Source organism: Actinoplanes utahensis (assembly GCF_016862455.1).
Classification (GTDB): domain Bacteria; phylum Actinomycetota; class Actinomycetes; order Mycobacteriales; family Micromonosporaceae; genus Actinoplanes; species Actinoplanes utahensis.
Genome location: NZ_BOMZ01000094.1, coordinates 67,128 through 84,938 on the forward strand (window position 1 = coordinate 67,128; position 17,811 = coordinate 84,938).

9 protein-coding genes are annotated in these 17,811 nt (G+C 72.5%); 3 read left to right on the forward strand and 6 right to left on the reverse strand.

Features of this window, described 5'->3' with window-relative positions; all coding sequences use genetic code 11:
- Window positions 1-2 precede the first annotated feature (2 nt).
- The 3 genes from Aut01nite_RS34725 to trhA form a co-directional block, all read right to left on the reverse strand.
- The gene (locus tag Aut01nite_RS34725) at window positions 3-10,199 is read right to left on the reverse strand and encodes a non-ribosomal peptide synthetase (RefSeq protein ID WP_161790738.1); all 10,197 of its coding nucleotides are present in this window, start codon (window positions 10,197-10,199) and stop codon (window positions 3-5) included.
- Window positions 10,200-10,290: 91 nt separating this feature from the next.
- Window positions 10,291-11,640, reverse strand: a complete 1,350-nt coding sequence (locus Aut01nite_RS34730; protein WP_043531424.1) for a serine hydrolase domain-containing protein — start codon at window positions 11,638-11,640, stop codon at window positions 10,291-10,293.
- Between the two features lie 764 nt (window positions 11,641-12,404).
- Complete coding sequence (trhA, locus tag Aut01nite_RS34735; protein ID WP_236643090.1) at window positions 12,405-13,040, reverse strand: PAQR family membrane homeostasis protein TrhA; 636 nt, start codon at window positions 13,038-13,040, stop codon at window positions 12,405-12,407.
- Here trhA and Aut01nite_RS43940 point away from each other — a divergent pair.
- The 3 genes from Aut01nite_RS43940 (at window position 13,008) to Aut01nite_RS34745 (ending at window position 14,811) form a co-directional block, all read left to right on the forward strand.
- Window positions 13,008-13,322 carry a hypothetical protein gene (locus Aut01nite_RS43940; protein WP_236643097.1) on the forward strand — a complete coding sequence of 105 codons (315 nt, stop codon included), beginning with the start codon at window positions 13,008-13,010 and terminating at the stop codon, window positions 13,320-13,322. The genes trhA and Aut01nite_RS43940 overlap by 33 nt on opposite strands.
- 331 nt (window positions 13,323-13,653) lie before the next feature.
- Complete coding sequence (locus tag Aut01nite_RS34740; protein ID WP_161790739.1) at window positions 13,654-14,223, forward strand: PilZ domain-containing protein; 570 nt, start codon at window positions 13,654-13,656, stop codon at window positions 14,221-14,223.
- 81 nt (window positions 14,224-14,304) lie between these two features.
- Window positions 14,305-14,811, forward strand: coding sequence for a Fic family protein (locus tag Aut01nite_RS34745; protein WP_201775616.1), 507 nt, complete (start codon window positions 14,305-14,307; stop codon window positions 14,809-14,811).
- A gap of 223 nt (window positions 14,812-15,034) precedes the next feature.
- On the opposite strand, the gene Aut01nite_RS34750 is transcribed toward Aut01nite_RS34745, so the two are convergent.
- From Aut01nite_RS34750 to Aut01nite_RS34760, 3 genes are read right to left on the reverse strand one after another with little or no spacing between them, the layout of a single operon-like run.
- Window positions 15,035-15,742, reverse strand: a complete 708-nt coding sequence (locus Aut01nite_RS34750; RefSeq protein WP_043531430.1) for a Pr6Pr family membrane protein — start codon at window positions 15,740-15,742, stop codon at window positions 15,035-15,037.
- A 41-nt stretch (window positions 15,743-15,783) separates the two neighbouring features.
- Window positions 15,784-17,130 carry a sensor histidine kinase gene (locus Aut01nite_RS34755; RefSeq protein WP_043531432.1) on the reverse strand — a complete coding sequence of 449 codons (1,347 nt, stop codon included), beginning with the start codon at window positions 17,128-17,130 and terminating at the stop codon, window positions 15,784-15,786.
- The gene (locus tag Aut01nite_RS34760) at window positions 17,131-17,802 is read right to left on the reverse strand and encodes a response regulator transcription factor (protein ID WP_043531434.1); all 672 of its coding nucleotides are present in this window, start codon (window positions 17,800-17,802) and stop codon (window positions 17,131-17,133) included.
- Window positions 17,803-17,811: the final 9 nt, after the last annotated feature.

A 17,811-nucleotide genomic window follows, 5' to 3' on the forward strand; every position in this document is an offset into this window, starting at 1 on the left:
CTTCATTGCGGGTCACCCTCGCCGGCGGCCAGGCTCTCGAGCTCGCGGAGGATGTGGTCCTCGACGAGCGCGGCGAGCGCGGCGACGGTGCGGGCGGTCAGGACGTCATGCGGGCTGACCGGTGTGCCGAAGGCTCCGGCGGTCCGGGAGGCGACGAGCATGCTGCGGATCGAGTCGCCGCCGAGGTCGAGGAAGCTGTCGTGCACACCGATCCGGTCGATGCCGAGGACGGCGCCGAAGATGCCGGCGATCACCGCCTCGGCGTCGGTGCGCGGCGGCACGTGCTCAGCGGTGGGGGCGGGGGCCCAGCGTGGTGCGGGCAGGGCGGCCCGGTCGAGTTTGCCGTTGGGACTGAGCGGCAGCCGTTCCAGCGGCACGAACGCGGACGGGATCAGGGCGGCGGGCAGTTCGGCGGCGAGCCCGTCGCGCCAGGCGGCGATCGGGGGTGCGCCGCTCCCGGCCGGTACGACGTAGGCCACCAGCCGGTCGTCGCGGGCCAGCACCGCCGCCTGGGCGACGCCGGGTTGCCGGCGCAACACGGACTCGATCTCGCCGAGCTCGATCCGCACGCCACGGACCTTGACCTGGTCGTCGGTGCGTCCCAGGTAGTCGAGCCGGCCGTCGGCGGTCCAGCGGGCCACGTCACCGGTGCGGTACATCCGCTCGCCCGGCGGCCCGTACGGGTCGGCGACGAAACGTCCGGCGGTCATCCCGGGACGGTGCAGGTAACCGCGGGCCAGCTGGATGCCGGCGAGGTACAGCTCGCCCGGGACGCCCGGCGGCACGGGGCGCAGATCCTGGTCGAGAACGTAGGTGCGGGTGTTCCACACCGGCCGGCCGATCGGGACCGAGGGGCCGTGGTCCGCCGGGCGGCAGGCGTGGTGGGTGACGTCGACGGAGGCCTCGGTGGGCCCGTACAGGTTGTGCAGGGCGGCGGGCGACTTCGCCGCGAACGCGGCGGCGAGGTCACCGGGCAGCGCCTCCCCACTGCAGATCACCCGGCGCAGCCCGGTACAGGCGGCGGCGGTGGGCTCGGCGAGGAACGCCCGCAGCATCGAGGGTACGAAGTGCAGTGTCGTGACACCCTCGTCGCGGATCAGCCGGGTCAGGTAGGCCGGGTCGCGGTGTCCGTCCGGCCGGGCGACGACCAGCCGGGCGCCGGTGAGCAGCGGCCAGAAGAACTCCCACACCGACACGTCGAAACCGGCCGGGGTCTTCTGCAGGACCACGTCGTCCGGACCGAGGCCGTACTCGTGCTGCATCCAGAGGAGCCGGTTCACGATGCCCTCGTGCGGCACGGCCACGCCCTTGGGCCGGCCGGTGGAGCCCGAGGTGTAGATGATGTACGCCGGATGAGCCGCTCGCAGGGCGGCGCGGCGATCGTGGTCACCGGGGGCGTGGCCGGGACCGTCCGTGACGTGGACCGCCTCGGGGCGGTCGAGCACCAGCACCGGGCGGGCGTCGTCCAGCATCAGCCGGATCCGCGCGTCCGGCAGCCCGGGGTCGACGGGCAGGTACGCCGCCCCGGTCTTGAGTACCGCGTGCAGCGCGACCACCAGCTCCAGCGAGCGGGGCAGCGACACCGCGACACACCGTTCCGGCCCGGCGCCGTCGGCGATGAGACGGTGGGCCAGCCGGTTCGACCAGTGGTCGAGCTCGGCGTACGACAGGGTGTCGGCGCCGAAGGTGACCGCGGGTGCCGCCGGGGTCCGGGCGGCCTGCGCGGCGAGCAGGTCGACCAGGGTGGCCGGGGCGACCGGGTGGGCGGTGCGGTTCCACGTGTGCAGGACCTGCTCGCGCTCCTGCGCGGTGAGCATCGGGAGGTCCGCGAGGGGGCGGTGCGGGTCGTCGGCCATCGCGGCCAGCAGCTCGCGCAGGTGGGCGGCGAGCCGGCGCACGGTCGCCGCGTCGAAGCAGTCCGGGTCGTAGCAGAGCACCAGGCTCAGCTTCCGCCCCGGGTACGCCATCAGGCTGAGCGGGAAACTGGTGGTCTCCACCGCGTCCAGCTCACGGATCCGCAACCCCTGGGCGCGGGCCAGGTCGTCGTCGATCGGATAGTTCTCGAACACCACGATGCTGTCGAACAGCGCGCTGCCGGCGGGCACGTCGCTGACCGCGCGCAGCCGGGCCAGCGGGACGTGCTCGTACTGCCGGGCCTCGGTCTGGGCGGCCTGCAGGGCCCGGAGCCACGGTGCGGTGCCGGCTGTGCCGTCGACGGCGGCGCGGACCGGCAGGGTGTTGATGAACAGGCCGACGGCTGCCTCGGACCCGGGCAGGTCGGACGGGCGACCGGACACCGTGGCGCCGAAGCAGACGTCACGGTGGCCGCTGTAGCGGGCGAGCAGGATCGCCCATGCCCCCTGGACCAGGGTGTTCACGGTCAGCCGGTTGGCACGGGCGACGTCGTACAGCCGCTGCGACCGCTCGCCGTCCAGCTCCACGGTGTGGCGCTGCGCCGACTGCCCGCGGTGCGCCTGTGCGGGTGCCCGGTCGTACGGCAGCGGGGTCGGCGCCGCCAGACCGGCCAGCACCCCGCGCCAATGCTCGTCGGCCGCGCCGTGGTCCTGCCCGGCGAGCCAGGAGACGTAGTCACCGAACGGCCGCCGGGCCGGGAGGACGACCGGCCGGGCGTCCCGCAGCGCCGCGTGGCAGGCGAACACGTCGGAGAGCACCTGGAACGCGCTCCAGCCGTCGAGCAGCAGATGGTGGAAGGTCCAGAGCACCTGGACCTCGGCGGCGGAGATCCGGGCGAGAGTGAGGCGCAGCAACGGCGGGCGGGTCGGATCCAGCCCGGCGGCGCGGTCGTCGGCGAGCAGCCGGCGTAACGCCTCCGCGCGGGCCGGGCCGGAGAGCCCGGTCCAGTCCAGGTGGGTGACCGGGAGCCGGACACGGTGATGCACCAGTTGCACCGGTTCGGGCAGGTCGGCCCAGGCGACGGCGCTGCGCAGGACGGGGGTGCGGTCCACGACCTGTAGCCAGGCCTGCGCCAGCAGGTGCGGGTCGGCGACGCCCTCGAGCACGAAGGTGGTCTGCTGCAGGTAGACACCGGCGGCGGCCGGCTCGAGGCCGTGGAAGACCATGCCGGCCTGCATCGCGGTGAGCGGGTAGATGTCGGCCACCTCGGCGCCGGTTCCGGCGAGCCGGTCCACGGCGTCCTGGCCGAGCCGGGCCAGCGGGAAGTCGGAGGGGGTGCGGCCACCCGTACCCGCGCAGTGCGCGACGATCTCGCGCAGCGCCGCGCACATCCGCTCGGCGAGGCGGGTCACGGTCTCCCGCCGGTGCCGGTTGCGGCCGTACGACCAGGTCAGCTCCAGATGTCCGCCGGTGACCTGGCCGACCACCTGGAGCAGGTGGGTGCGCGGGGCCACCGGGCTGTCGTCCAGGGCGAGCCCGAACGGCGTGCTCCGGCACAGGCCGTCACCGACCGGCATGGTGGTCCGGCCGAGGTAGTTGAAGCTGATCCGGGGCCGGCCGTCCTGGCCCGCGCGGCGGTGCCGGGCGCCGTAGCCGATCCCCCGCCGGGGTACCGCGCGCAGCTGTTCCTTGATCGATTTCAGGGCCGTCGCCCAGCCGTGGTCGCCGGGCCAGACGAGAGCGACCGGGTAGATGGTGGTGAACCAGCCGACGGTGCGGGACAGGTCCACCCCGTCGAGGATCTCCTCCCGTCCGTGGCCCTCCAGGTCGACGGCCGTACACCGCCGCCCGGTCCAGTCGTGCAGCGTCGCCGTCAGTGCCGTGAGGAGCACGTCGTTCACCTGGGTCCGGTAGGCGCGGGGCACCTGCTGCAGCAGGGCCTCGGTCTCGGTCGCGGTGAGCCGTGCGGTGACCGTCGCGGTGTCGCCGACCGTGTCCGCCCCGGTCCCGTCGGTCGGCAGGCTGGTCTCGGCCGCTTCGGTGGCGGTCCAGTGCGCCTGTTCGTCGTCGAATCCGCCGGTACCGCCGTGGTCGGCCAGGCGCCGGCTCCAGTCGAGGAACGACGTGGTCGGCTCGGGCAGCCGGATCGGCTCGCCTGCGGCCGCCTGCCGGTACGCCTGCTGGAGATCCGCCACGAGCAACCGCCAGGAGACGGCGTCCACGACCAGATGATGGATCGCGAGGACGAGGATCGGCGGTTCCGCGGCGCCCTCGAACAGGGTGGCGCGCACCAGCGGACCGCGGGTCAGGTCCACCTCGCCGTGCGCCTGGCGCGCCGACCGCACCAGCGCGTGCGGGCTCGGCTCGGCCGGCAGCGTGCCGGGCAGCAGCGGGACCGCGGCGGGTGGCCCGGCTTCCTGCCGGCGGCCGGCACCGGTACGAGGGAACCGGGTGCGCAGCGCGTCGTGGTGGTGCGCCAGGGCGTCCAGGGCTGTGCGCAGAGTGGCCGGATCGACATCGGGGGCCAACTCCAGGGCGAGGCACTGGTCGAAGTGGCCGGGATCGTCCGGCCGGGTCTCGAAGAGCCAGTGCTGAATCGGCGTGAGCGGTGCGGTGCCGCCGGCCCGGGAGGTGTGAGGTGTTCCGGTCCGCGGGCGCGGGTGCCGCTCCAGGGCGGCGGCCAGCGCCGCGATGCTCTGGTGCTGGAACACCTCGCGCGACGTCAGGCTCAGCCCGGCGGTGCGCGCCTGGGACACCACCTGGATGCTGAGGATGGAATCGCCACCGAGGTCGAAGAAGTTGTCGTGGACGCCGACCCGGGGGACTCCGAGGACGTCGGCCCAGATCGTCGCCAGCGCCAGTTCGGCGGCCGTGCGCGGAGCCACGTACGGTCCCGTGGCCGCGCCGGTGTCGGGCGCTGGCAGGGCGCGGCGGTCGAGTTTGCCGTTGGGGTCGACCGGTAACGCGTCCAGGAACACGAAGGCGGCCGGCACCATGTGGTCCGGCAGTTCACCGGTGAGCCGGGCACGCAGCCGGGCGGGATCGCGCGGCTGTCCGGCTCCGGGCACCACGTAGGCGACGAGCCGGCGGCCGCCGGGCGGATCGTCACGGGCCACGACCGCGGCCCGCTCCACGCCGTCCATCCGTGTCAGGGCGGCGGCGATCTCGCCCGGCTCGATCCGGAAGCCACGGATCTTCACCTGCTCGTCGGCCCGGCCGAGGAACTCCAGTCGCCCGGCGCTGTTCCAGCGGACCACGTCGCCGGTGCGGTACATCCGGTGCCCGGGTTTCCCGAACGGGTCGGCGACGAAGCGCTGGGCGGTCAGGCCGGGACGGTCGAGGTAGCCGCGTGCCAGCCCGTCGCCGGACACGTACAGCTCGCCCGGCACGCCGGTGGGCACCGGGCGCAGGCGGTCGTCCAGGACGTACACCCGGGTGTTCGGGATCGGTGTCCCGATCGGCGGCACCCCGCCCGGTGTGAGCGGCTCGCTCCAGGTGGACACCACGGTGCATTCGGTGGGTCCGTACGCGTTGATCATGCGGCGACCGGGCGCCCAGCGGGTCACGAGCTCGGTGCCGCAGGCGTCCCCGCCCACGACGACGCAGCGGAAGTCCGGCAGCTCCACACCGTCGGGCACGGTGGCCAGCGCCGCGGGCGGAATCAGCGCATGGGTGATCCGGGCGTCGGCGAGCACCTGCGCCAGCCGGTCGCCGAGCAGCGGACCCTCGGGGGGCACGACCAGGGCGGCGCCGGCCGGCAGGGACATGCACAGTTCCAGAACGGACGCGTCGAAGCTGGGCGAGGCGAACTGCAGCACCCGGTCACCCGGGTGCACCTGGAAGTGCTCGATCTGGGCCGCCGAGAAGCCGGCCAGCCCGTGGTGGGACACCACGACGCCCTTGGGCCGGCCGGTCGAGCCGGAGGTGTAGATGACGTACGCGGGGTGCGCCGGCCGGAGCGGGGCGGCCCGGTCCGTGTCGTCGAGGTCGGTGCCGGGCAGTTCGCTCAGCACGGCGACGGTTGCCGGGTCGTCGAGGAGCAGGACCGGCACACCGTCCGCGCCGGGCAGGCAGCCGACGAGATCGGTGAGCGTCAGCACCAGCACGGGTGCGGCGTCCCGCAGCATCAGTTCGATGCGTGACCGCGGGTACGCCGGGTCGACCGGCAGGAAGGCCGCTCCGGCCTGCGTGACGGCCAGTTGCGCGACCACGATCTCCACCGAGCGGGGCAGGACGAGCGCGACCAGGTGTTCCGGCCGGGCGCCTCGGGCGACCAGAAGCCGGGCCAGGCGGTTGACCCGGTCACGCAGCGCGGCGTAGTCGAGGGTCACGCCGCCGGCGACGAGTGCGGTGTGGTGCGGTGTGCGGTCGGCCTGCCTGGTGAACAGCTGGGGCAGCGTTGCCGTGGCGACCGGCCGTGCGGTGTCGTTACGACTGGTCAGAAGCTCGGCTCGCTCCGCCGGCGAGAGCAGCTCGACGGTGCCCACGGCAACCGCCGGGTCGGCGGTGACCGCCTCGAGCAGGCGTACCAGATGGCCGGCGAGCCCACGAACGGTGGCCTCGGTGAACAGGGTGCTGTTGTACTCCAGCGCAAGGGTCAGCGCGTCGCCCCGGGGCACGAACTCGAAGACCAGGTCGAATCGGGCGTGCGGGCGTGGCAGATCGTGTTCGGTGATCCGCAACTGCCCGGCGTCCGTGGCGTCGACGAGATCGTGTTGCAGCACCACGACGGCACGCACCAGCGGGGTACGTCCGTCGCGGCCCGCTCCCGGCAGGTCCGCGACCAGCCGGTCGAACGGCACGTCGTGGGTGAAGGCGTCCAGGACCGTCTCGCGGGCGGCCGCGACGAGCGCGTCGAAGCCGCTGTCGTGGTCGACCGTGCCGCGCAGCACCAGGGTGTTGACGAAGAAACCGACGACCCGGTCGAGTTCGGTGCGGTCCCGTCCGGAGGCCACCGTGCCGAGCACGATGTCGCGCTGGTTGCCGTAGCGGAACAGCAGCGCCTGGACCGCGGCGACGAGGACCATGAACCGGGTGGCGCCGTGCCGGCGGGCCAGTTCGGTCAGCCGGCTGGTCAGTTCGTCCGGCAGCGGGCAGCGATGGACCCGCCCGGCGGTGTCCGGGTCGGCGGCGGGCGGGCGGTCGGCGGGCAGGCTCAGGGTCTCGGCGCCGGCGAGGCGGTGCCGCCAGTGCGCCAGTCGCGCGTCCAGGAGATCGCGGGTGAGGCGGTCATGCTCCCACTGGGCGAAGTCGGCGTAGTCCAGGACCGGTTCGGCGAGCGGCGCCGCGGTCTGCCGCACCGCGGCGTCGTAGCCGGCGGCGAGCTCCTCGCAGAGCACACGTACGGACCAGCCGTCGGTGATGATGTGGTGCTGGGCCAGCAGCAGCACGTGATCGTGCGCGGTCAGCCCGACCAGCACGGCCCGGGTCAGTGGGCCGCGGGTCAGGTCGAACGGGCGGCTGAGCTCGGCGGCGAGCGTGCTCTCCACCGCGGCGTCCCGCTCCCCCTCGGCGACGTCGCCGAGGTCGACGACGTGCAGCGGGATCTCGCCGGACGCGGCGATCACCTGCCGGCCCTCTCCGCCGGCGGCGTCGGTGAAGGTGGTGCGCAGGGCTTCGTGCCGGTCGGCCAGGGTCCGCAGGGCGGTGATCAGCGCGGCCGTGTCGAGGGTGCCACGCAGCCGCAACCCGACTCCGGTGACGTGCTCCGGGCCGCCGCCGTGCAGCCGGTCGTGCAGCCAGAGCCGGCGCTGGTACGACGACAGCGGCAGCGCCCCGGACCGGGGGACGCGGCTGATCGGCTCCAGCGCCGCCGGGCCGCCGGCGACCTCGACCACGTGAGCGGCGAGCTGGGCGACGGTACGGGCGCCGAAGGCGACGCGGGTGGGCAGCCGGACACCGAGCGTCGCCTGGACGCGTGACAGGGCACGGACGACGAGGATCGAGTCGCCGCCGAGAGCGAAGAAGTCGTCGTCGCGGCCGACCCGGGAGACGCCCAGAACGTCCGCCCAGATGTCCGCGACGGCCTGCTCGGTGCCGGTGCGGGGCGCGGCGTACTTCCCATCGGACGGTTCGAAGGTGGGTGCGGGCAGCGCACGCTTGTCGAGTTTGCCGCTCGCGGTGACCGGCAGTGCGGGTACGACGACGAACGCGGCGGGAACCATGTGAGCGGGCAGGGTCCCTGCCACGTACCCGCGGAGGCGCTCCGGCCCGGCGCCGTCCGGGCGCGCCGGCACGATGTAGGCGACCAGCTGCCTGACTCCGGGGCGGTCCTCCCGCACGACGACCGCCGCCCGGGCGACGTCGTCGTGGCCGGCCAGCACGTCGGCGATCTCACCGGGCTCGATCCGGAAGCCGCGGATCTTCACCTGGTCGTCGGCGCGTCCGAAATACTCCAGCTGCTCGTCGTCGCGGTGGCGTACCAGGTCGCCGGTGCGGTACATCCGGGAGCCGGGCGCGCCGAACGGATCGGCGACGAATCGTTGTGCCGTCAGGCCGGGCCGGTTCAGGTAGCCGCGGGCCAGCCCGGCGCCGCCGACGTACAGTTCGCCGGGCACGCCGGCCGGGACCGGGCGCAGCCGGGCGTCCAGGACGTACGTGGCGGTGTTCGGCAGCGGCCGCCCGATCGGCGGTGTGCCGCCCGGTTCGAGCGCGCGGGTCCAGGTGGCCACCACGGTGACCTCGGTGGGCCCGTACGCGTTGATCATCCGTCGTCCGCCGGCCCACCGCTCGACCAGACCGGCATCGCAGGCCTCTCCCCCGACCAGCAGAGTGCTCAGAGCCGGGACGGCATCCGGGTCCGGCACGGTGGCCAGCGCGGCGGGCGGAATCAGCGCGTGGGTGATCCGCTCGGCTGCCAGAACCTCGGCGAGCGGCTCGCCCACCGAGGAGCCCGGCGGTGGCACGACGAGCGTGGCTCCGCCGGGCAGGGCGAGGCCGAGCTCGAGGACGGAGGCGTCGAAGCTGGGCGAGGAGAACTGCAGCACGCGGTCCCCCGGCCCGGCTCCCAGGTGCGCGGCTTCAGCCGACGCGAAGTCGACGAACGCCGCATGGGAGATCACCACGCCCTTCGGTACGCCGGTCGAGCCGGAAGTGAAGATGACGTACGCCGGGTGTGCCGGTGACAGCGGGGCCCGGCGGTCGGCATCGGTGAGCGGGGTGCCGGGTGTCGCGGCGAGCGACGCGACGACGCCCGGATCGTCCAGGATCAGCGTGTCCCGCCCGGCGGCAGCGGCGGCGGTGTCACCGCGGGCCACGGTGAGGACCGGCCGGGCGTCGTCGAGCATCACGGCGATCCGCCGCGCCGGGTACGACAGGTCCACCGGCAGGAAGGCCGCACCGGCCTTTCCCACCGCGAGTTGTGCCACGACGATGTCCACCGAGCGGGGCAGGGCCAGCGCCACCACGGTCTCGGGCGCCGCACCGCGCGAGACGAGCAGCCGGGCCAGCCGGTTGGCCCGCTCGTCGAGGCTCGCGTAGTCGAGCGTCACCGCGCCGGCGACCACCGCGGGAAGCCCGGGCGTACGCCGGGCCTGCGCCTCGACCAGCTCCGGCCAGATGGCCGCGGCGACCGGGAGGCCGGGACCGCGGGCACACGCCGACGCGTGCCGCCGTTCCTGCTCCGTCAGGATGTCCACCTCGGTCACCGGGCGCCGCGGATCCGTGGCGATCACGGTGAGCACCTGCGCCAGGTGCCCCGCGAGACGCCGGGCGGCGGGGGCGCTCACCCGGCCGGAACGGTGCTCGACGACCGGCTCGCCGCCGGTGCCGGCCGGCGCGGTCCGCACGATGACGACAGTGTCCGGAGTACCGCCGCCCGACTCCTGGTCGGTGATCACGACCCGGGCCAGCTCCGGCGACAGGTCGAGCCGCTGGAGCAGACCGGCGAAGGGCACGCCCGCATGCGATACGGCGGACGCGTGGGCGGCGCCGACCCGGTCCACCAGGTCGGCGACGGTGGCCGCCCCCGGCTCGGGACGGACCAGGACCAGACCGGCGGGTTCCGGAGCGGGCGTCACCAGGGCGACCTCCGAGCCGGAGGCGTACCGGGTGAGGACCAGATGCAGGGCGGCGGCGTGCACCTGCAGCAGGCCGGCGTCCCGGCCGGCGGCGAGCCGGCGCAGTTCGTCGAGCACCGCGGGCGGCACGGCGCACCGCACCCGCTCCCATGTTCCCGGGCCGGCGGGCCCGGGAACATGTCCGGGTAGCGAGGGCGGCACGAGCCCGGCGACGCGCAGGCTCCCGTAGTCGTCCTGCTCCCGCGGGCCCACCGGCCGTCGCGCCGACTCCGGCCGCGAGCGTTTCTGCTGCGGGATGGAAATCGGCGCCGTACGATTCTTCGTCAATCCGATCAACCTTTCGGACACAGCAAGTGATAAATCCGGTGCGTGCATCCCCGTGCGACCGGCCAACGAATTACCGAATGGCGTTCTCGGCTCAGATCAAAGCCGCGACACAACGGCGTCCGATTCGCCCTCCGACTTGAACAGCGTTCACCGGGCCGGTGCGGTTCTCTCGCACAAAGCGTCCGCCTACGGTCCATCGGTCGGATGACTCGTCGTGCAGATAGAAGGTCAGGTCGGCGCCGAGCGCGAGGGGCTCGGTGGCCTCACCGTCGACGCTGAAGCGCAGGCCGGACGGGCCACCCGGGACCACCTCGTAGGTGAGATCCCCGTTGCGGTAGGTGCCGACGCAGTCCGCCGTGGTCACCGGCCGGGTGTCGTCCAGCGGCAGCCCGTCGTCCAGCGGGATGCCCCGGCTCTGCAACTCGGTGGCCAGGTCCTGCCACATCCCGGACCCGGCGCCGACGTTGGTGGTCAGCGCGACCACCCGGCCACCGGCCGGGTCGATCCGGAGATGACAGTCGGTGCCGTCGGCATTGCCGTCGTGGCCGAACCAGTCGTACGGCGCCTCGCCGAAAGCGGCCAGCCCGAGACCCCAGCCACGGGCCAGACCGAACGGCAGCGCGCCGGGCACCACGTCCCGCATCCGCGCCGCGTATGCGGCGGGCAGCACCTCCGGCACCCCGCCGTCGACATGCAACCGGCCGAAGGCCACGAGATCGGTGGCGCTCAGCGCGAGCGCCCCGGCGGCGGCCTCGGCCGGGACGAGGCACTGCCGGACCGGACGCGTGCGGCCCGTCCGCGTGTGGCGGGAATGGCCGGTCGCCACCGGCCGGCCGGAGTGCGGAAAGGCCGGGGCGCCGACCAGATCCGTGGCCACACCCAAGGGCCGGAGCAGCATGGAGTCGATGGCATCGGCCCAGCTCATCCCGGTGACGCTGCTGACCACTTCGCCGAGCAGCACGTAACCCACGTTGGAGTAGGAGAAGCCGGCACCCGGGGGCAGCACCATGAGCTCGGGGCGGACGGCATGGCGCAGGTAGCGCTGCACGGAGAGCCCGGCCACCTGTTCCGGAGCCGGACCGCACGGCAAGCCGCCGGTGTGACTGAGCAGTTGCCGGATGGTGCTGTCGGCGGCGGTGGCCAGTCCCGGGACGTACGAGCCCGTGGGCTCGTCCAGTTCCAGGTCGCCGTCGGCGGCCAGCGCCAGTACGACGGTGGCCGTGACCGCTTTCGTGATCGACCCGACCGGAAAGGCGGTGTCCGCCGTGACCGGCCCGCCGGTACCGCTTTCCCGCTCGCCGAACGCCGCCGCCACCGTGCGCCCGTCGTGATGGACCGCGACCTGGGCTCCGGGCACCCCGTGCCGCCGGGCGCAGCGAGCCAGGAGGTCGGTGAGCGACCGCTGATCCAGGGCCGCGGGGACGGCCGTTGTCGCGCTCATACCATTCCACCCCCGAAAACCGCAACAGTCACCGGAGTTTTCGGAAAATACCGGGCAGTTTTACCTGAGAACACGCAACTTCCTTTCCTCGACAACAGATGACACCGGGCGGCGAGCATTTCCGGCAGCAACGCCTACGGCCCCCGATTAATGACGGCCTTCCCCGTCGGCCGCGGCGGAGACGTGCCCGCCATCAGCCGGAAAATCACGTGGAGAAAGCGGCAAATAATTGACAGTGCCGAGTCGCACACCTTGTCCGTTCCCGCGAGCCGCGGAGAGGCCACGCACGGGGGACGGCGCAGCGCGGCGGCCGGCCACGGGATCACCGCCGGAGGCTTCGTCCGCCGGCGGCGCACCGGCACGGCAGTCCACCGGCCACCGCGGTCTCGATCCGCCGGCGTCCTCGGCGTTCGTCCGACGGTTCCTGGTCGGCGACGGCGTCGGCAGCCCGGCGACGAGATCCGGAGGCTGCTTGCTGTCCACGAATAAGGCCACACCGGCACCGCAGCTCAGAACGGATCTTCTGCTGGAGTGCCAGTGCCCGGTCATGTGGCCGTGAAGGGCCGATTCTCCAAGCGCCGCAGCTGCCGCTTCCCTGCGGTGGTCAGCGTCGTCATCGACCTTGCCCGGCAGCTCGAACTCCACCCCGGCATGGCGCGAGCGATGTCTGACTGCCTGGATCGGTCAAGCGAGTCTGTTCCGCCGGCCGTCACCCGAGAACGAGAGGTGTCCGGCACACGCGCCGGTCGAGGCCCGGGCGAGCGTCACCCGGCGGCGCGCAAGGCGATGCCAATGCCGATGCAATGGGCGATGAACGCGGCGACGGTGAAGGCGTGGAAGACCTCGTGGAACCCGAACCAGCGAGGGCTCGGGTCGGGCCGTTTGAGGCCGTACACGACAGCACCGAGGGTGTAGAGCACTCCACCGAGAAACAGGAACGCGACGACCGGAGCGCCGCCGGAGCGCCAGAATCCGGGTATGTAGATCACGGCGACCCAGCCCAGGGCTATGTACACCGGCACGTACAGCCAGCGCGGGGCGCCGACCCACAGGACCCGGAAGGCGACGCCGGCCAGCGACCCGCACCACACGATCCACAACAACGTCCGGGCCTGTCCGGGCGGCAGCACGAGCACACAGAACGGCGTGTAGGTGCCGGCGATGATCAAGAAGATGTTCGCGTGGTCGAGGCGCCGCAACACGTTCTCCACGCGCCCGGTCCAGTGGCCGCGGTGATACAGCGCGCTGACACCGAACAGCAGCGCCGCCGACAGCGTGAACAGCGCCAAGGCCACCCGGGATCTGTCGTCCGGGGACAACACGGTCAAGAGAGCGCCGACAGTGACCGCGACCGGGAAGGTCCCGGCATGCAGCCACCCGCGGAGCCGGGGTTTGACCAAAGCACTGAGGTGGTCCAGACCCTGCTCGACTCGATCTTCCAGGCGATCCGGACTGGTATCGACGTCGGCTGCCGGACGGTCGCCGGCTCGCGCTCGCCGAGCATGGTCCCTACTCACGTCACCGGCGTTACCCATCCGTACGGCATTGATAACCCGTGGGAGCAGGAGCGTGAGCCCGATGCGCGAGTCCCGGCCGAGGCCCTCTCCATCCTCGCCGATGGTCGCATCGCGGCGGTGATCTGTTCGGTCGCGTCGCGCATCACCGACGAGACCGCGGAGTGATTGGCTGATGTCGTGGTTGTTGTGGCGTCCGAGCGTGAGCGGCGGGCTGTCGCCAGCTGTTGCCGGACGGATCAGCGGATGATCGTTGTCGTTGACCCACCGGCCTGATCCGCCGAGCTGACAGCGACCGCGAATGGAAGGCGTCTGACCCGCAGATGGTGTAAGCAGGTCAAGGAAGAACCTGCCGACACCATGGAGAGGGCCACCGGCGATGACCCAGCCAAGGGCAGGACGTTACGAAGACCTCGACGTGGTTCAGGAACAGCCGCTCCCCTGGCGCGTACCGAGCGTGTACGTGTCGATCAACGGCGGTGCGGCCCGGAGGTGCAAAGTGACCCGGCATCCCGGGGATCTACTCGGCCTGGACCTTCCCGGCGTCCGTGTCGCACCGGGCAGTATCGCCGAGATCCAGTGGACCCAGAACGGCCGGGGCGCGTACATCGCCGGCACCATCGTCGACACCCCGATGGGAGCGGTCCGTGGTCTGTACCTACGCGTCGACGAGTCCGTCACCAATATCCAGCGCCGCCTTGGAGTCCGCGTCGAGGTGCAGATCCCGGTGGTGATCACGCTACCCTCCGGACGGATGGTCCCCGCCCATACCGAGGACCTCTCCGTCGGCGGCGCCCATGTGAGCGTGGATCTGTCCCAGATCGACGGGCCGGCCATTCGTCAACTCGCCGAGGAACTCGTCGTCGGTGAACACGTTGTTGCCGAGTGCGGGTTCCCCGATGGGCTCGCCCGGTTCTCCGCCCTGGTAGCTGACGTCGGCCACGAGCCTGGCGACGCCCGTCTGCGGTTCGTCGACATCGACACTGGCACGGAAGAGCGGCTGACCTCGTTCCTGGCAGGCGCTCAGCGCAAGGCCGCGGCCCGGAAACGCAAACCCGGGGCTGGCTAGAGAGGCTGGACGCCGCGCGGCCGGAAGGGTGCTTCGCCTGATCCGGCCGGGGCACGGCACCTGGATCCCGCCCCCTCAATCATGGCCCGTACCGGAGAACTGGCGCCGGAATTCTCCTCCATCGAGGAATGGCTCGGCGAACAGACCAACACCCTCCACTACTACGAAGCCCTCCGCGCTGTGCAGGGCGGAAGCTTCCAGCCTGAACGCGATACCCGTCCCTGGCTCAAGTTCGCCTTCGCCGCGCACCACCGTCAGGCACAACGCGTGCAACGACGGTACGAATGGACCGTACGCCTATGGAATGATCTTGCCCGGCTGACCGAAGAACGAGGGCTGGCCGAGCGCACCGTGTCCGCCCTCTACGCGGCCGCGGTCGGCGAACTCAGGCGCACCACCTACCAGCAAGACGAAAGTCTCAGCCGCGACCAGGCCATTCGCGACATCCAGACACTGACACGCACGGGGCTGCTGACAGCACAGGGCCATGCGACCGGCCGCGTCTACATACTGGCCGGGATCGCCTCCGAGATCGCCGAGGCCGCGGCTGCGGCGGTACGCGGACCTGGACGCAACCCCTACTCATAAGCCGAGACCCGCAGCCGCCGAGATCACGGTGGACGACGTCACAACAGCAACGGCCGCCCACAACCATGCCCAAGCCACGTCGGCAAGGAGCAAAAGCGGGACGATCGTCGTAACCATCACCGTTGCCGGGCCCCGGGACTACCGCAGACAACCACGGCCGACTTCCATCACGCGGTCAGGACCCGGATCCTGGAAGCACGCGGAAAGCCCGACGCCGGAGCCTTCACATGTCGTTGCTAGGTACGGATTCCGCACCGGAACCCGGTCCGGGGACCACGGCAGCCGTCGCCTCGGACAGGGCTGGCGATCCCGCGGGCAGACGGGTGTCGAGGAGCCGCAGCACGGCGCCGAGCAGAATCGCGATGAGGACGACGACGCCCAGGTTGATCAGCACCGCCGGGTAACCCCAGAGGGAGACGTCGGTGAAGGGGTACGGGTACCAGCCGGTGGCCGCGCCGTGGGCGAGGGTGTAGCCGAGCCAGGTGACCGGCCAGATCACCGCCCAGGCCAGGGTGCGGCCGTCCATCCGGGAGCGGGGGCCGAACAACAGCCAGCCGAGCAGGGCCCACCACGGCGCCACGTAGTGGAATCCCAGGTTGGACCACCAGCCCGCGCCCGTCGGGTTGGCGGCGCCGGCCAGTACCGTCGCGTAGACCAGGCCGGTGATGATGATGCCCAGCACCGCGTCCAGGCGGATCACCCGCCAGAGCCGGCCGTCCCGTTCCGGGTCGACCGCCAGCGTGACGGCGACGATCAGCAGCAGGATGTTGCTCTGGATGGTGAAGAAGCTGAACAGGCGGACGAAGCGGGTGGCCACCGGCTCGATCACGCCGTCCGGGCCGGGTGTGCCCTGTGCGGTCAGCACGATCTGGGTGATCAGGGAGGCGCACACGATCAGTGCGAGCGTGCCGTGCCAGAGGCGGGATTTCATGGGGTCGCTCCACCGCGTCAGTGATCTTGCCGGGCGGAAGACTAGCAGGACTTCGGTAGCCGTACCTCCACCGAGAGTCCGGGGTGGGCGTCGCCGAGCGTGACCGAACCGCGATGCCGGCGCACCAGTTCCCGGACGATGGCGAGGCCGAGGCCGGAGCCGCCCGCATCGCGGGCGCGGGCGTCGTCGAGCCGGGTGAACCGCTGGAACACCCGCTCCCGGTCGGCTGCCGGGATGCCGGGGCCGTCGTCGGCGACCACGATGACCAGGTCGTCGCGTTCGGCGGCGGCGGTGATCCGGACCCGGGAGCGTTTGTGCCGGACCGCGTTGTCGAGCAGGTTGGTGACCACCCGGGCCAGCGCGTCCGGTTCGGCCATCGCGGGCAGCGGCTCGCCGGGGTCGTCGAACTCGACGTCCGGGTAGCGTTCGGCGGCCTCCCCGACGAACTGGGCGAGGTCGATCTCCTCGAGTCTGGTGGTGACCACGCCCTCGTCCGAGCGGGCCAGCAGGAGCAGGTCGTCGACCAGCCGGGACAACCGTTGCACGTCGGCGAGCAGGTCGTCGGCGAGTTCCGGCCAGTCGGTGTCGTCCGGCAGGTGCTGGGCGACCTCCAGTTCGGTGCGCATGTTGGTGAGCGGGCTGCGCAGCTCGTGGGCGGCGTCGGCGACGAAGGCGCGCTGCCGCGCGCGGGCGGCGTCCAGGCGGTGCAGCATGTCGTTGAGGGTGACGGCGAGGCGGTGGACCTCGTCCTTGGAGTCGGGTACGGGCAACCGCCCGGCCCGGGTCCCCCCGGTGATCTCCTCCGCCCCCGATCGCAGCGCGTCGACCGGCCGCAGGGCCGCGCCGAGCGCCCGCCACTGCCCGGCCGCCAGCAGCACCACCAGCAGCGGGAACCCGATGAGCAGGCTGATGGCGAGCACGTGCACGCTCTGGGTGATCTGTTCGGTGGACCGGGCGACCAGGATCCGCATCGGGGCGGACGGCGGCCCGGCGGTGACCTGGACGACCCGGACGTCGCCCTCGTCGCCGATCCGGTAACCGGGGATCTTCTGGCCGTGCCCGTCACGTAGGCCGGTCAGCTCGTCCGGGGTGAGCATCGGGGTCAGCGCGCCCGCGGTCCGGGACCGGGCCACCACCGCGCCCCGGGCGTCGATGACCTGCACCTGCACGCCCGGTTCCACGCCGATGATGGGCGGCAGCGAGTTCTGGCCGATCAAGGCGGCGACGCCGCGGGCGGTGGCCATCGACTCGCTGTGCACCGAGCGGATCTGGGCGTACCCGAGCACCAGGACCAGCAGAGCGCCGCCGGCGGCCAGGCCGAGCACCAGGCCGGTCGCCGAGACCAGCAGCAGCCGGGCCCGCAGGCTCAGCTCCTTGAGGCGGGCCATCTAGTCGCCCGGCGCGACGACGGCCAGCCGGTATCCGGCGCCGCGGACGGTCTCCAGGCGCTCCCGGCCGATCTTGCGGCGCAGGTAGCCGGCGTAGACCTCGACGGCGTTCGGGGCGGTCTCCAGGGCGGCGTCCCAGACGTGGTCGAGCAGTTCGGTCTTGGAGACGACCTGCCCGGGGCGGCGCATCAGGTACTCCAGGAGGGCGAACTCGCGGGCGGTCAGGGTCACCTCGGAGCCGGCGACGAGGACGCGGCGTTCCGCCGGGTCGAGTTCCACGTCGCCGAAGGCGAGGACGACCGGGCGGGCCTGGGCGCCACGGCGCAGCAGGGCACGGAGGCGGGCGAGGAGGACGACGTACGAGAAGGGTTTCGTCAGGTAGTCGTCGGCGCCGCAGTCGAGGCCGTCGGCCTGGTCGTACTCACCGTCCTTGGCGCTGAGCATCAGCACCGGCAGCCAGTGCCGCTCGGCGCGCAGCTGCCGCACCACCCGGTATCCGGACAGGCGCGGCAGCATCACGTCGAGGATCATCGCGTCGTAACCGCCGTGCCGGGCCATCTCCAGGCCGTCCTGGCCGTCGGCGGCGATGTCCACCGCGAACCCCTCGGCCTGCAGGCCCCGCCGCAATGCGGCAGCGAGCCGCGCCTCGTCCTCCACCACCAGCACCCGCACTCCCACACC

Excerpts from the sequence above, each read along its gene's own strand:
- Aut01nite_RS34730 (WP_043531424.1), bottom strand. The coding sequence starts at position 11,640 with ATGAGCGCGACAACGGCCGTCCCCGCGGCCCTGGATCAGCGGTCGCTC.
- Aut01nite_RS43940 (WP_236643097.1), top strand. The coding sequence starts at position 13,008 with ATGCAGCCACCCGCGGAGCCGGGGTTTGACCAAAGCACTGAGGTGGTC.
- Aut01nite_RS34745 (WP_201775616.1), top strand. The coding sequence starts at position 14,305 with ATGGCCCGTACCGGAGAACTGGCGCCGGAATTCTCCTCCATCGAGGAA.
- Aut01nite_RS34750 (WP_043531430.1), bottom strand. The coding sequence starts at position 15,742 with ATGAAATCCCGCCTCTGGCACGGCACGCTCGCACTGATCGTGTGCGCC.
- Aut01nite_RS34755 (WP_043531432.1), bottom strand. The coding sequence starts at position 17,130 with ATGGCCCGCCTCAAGGAGCTGAGCCTGCGGGCCCGGCTGCTGCTGGTC.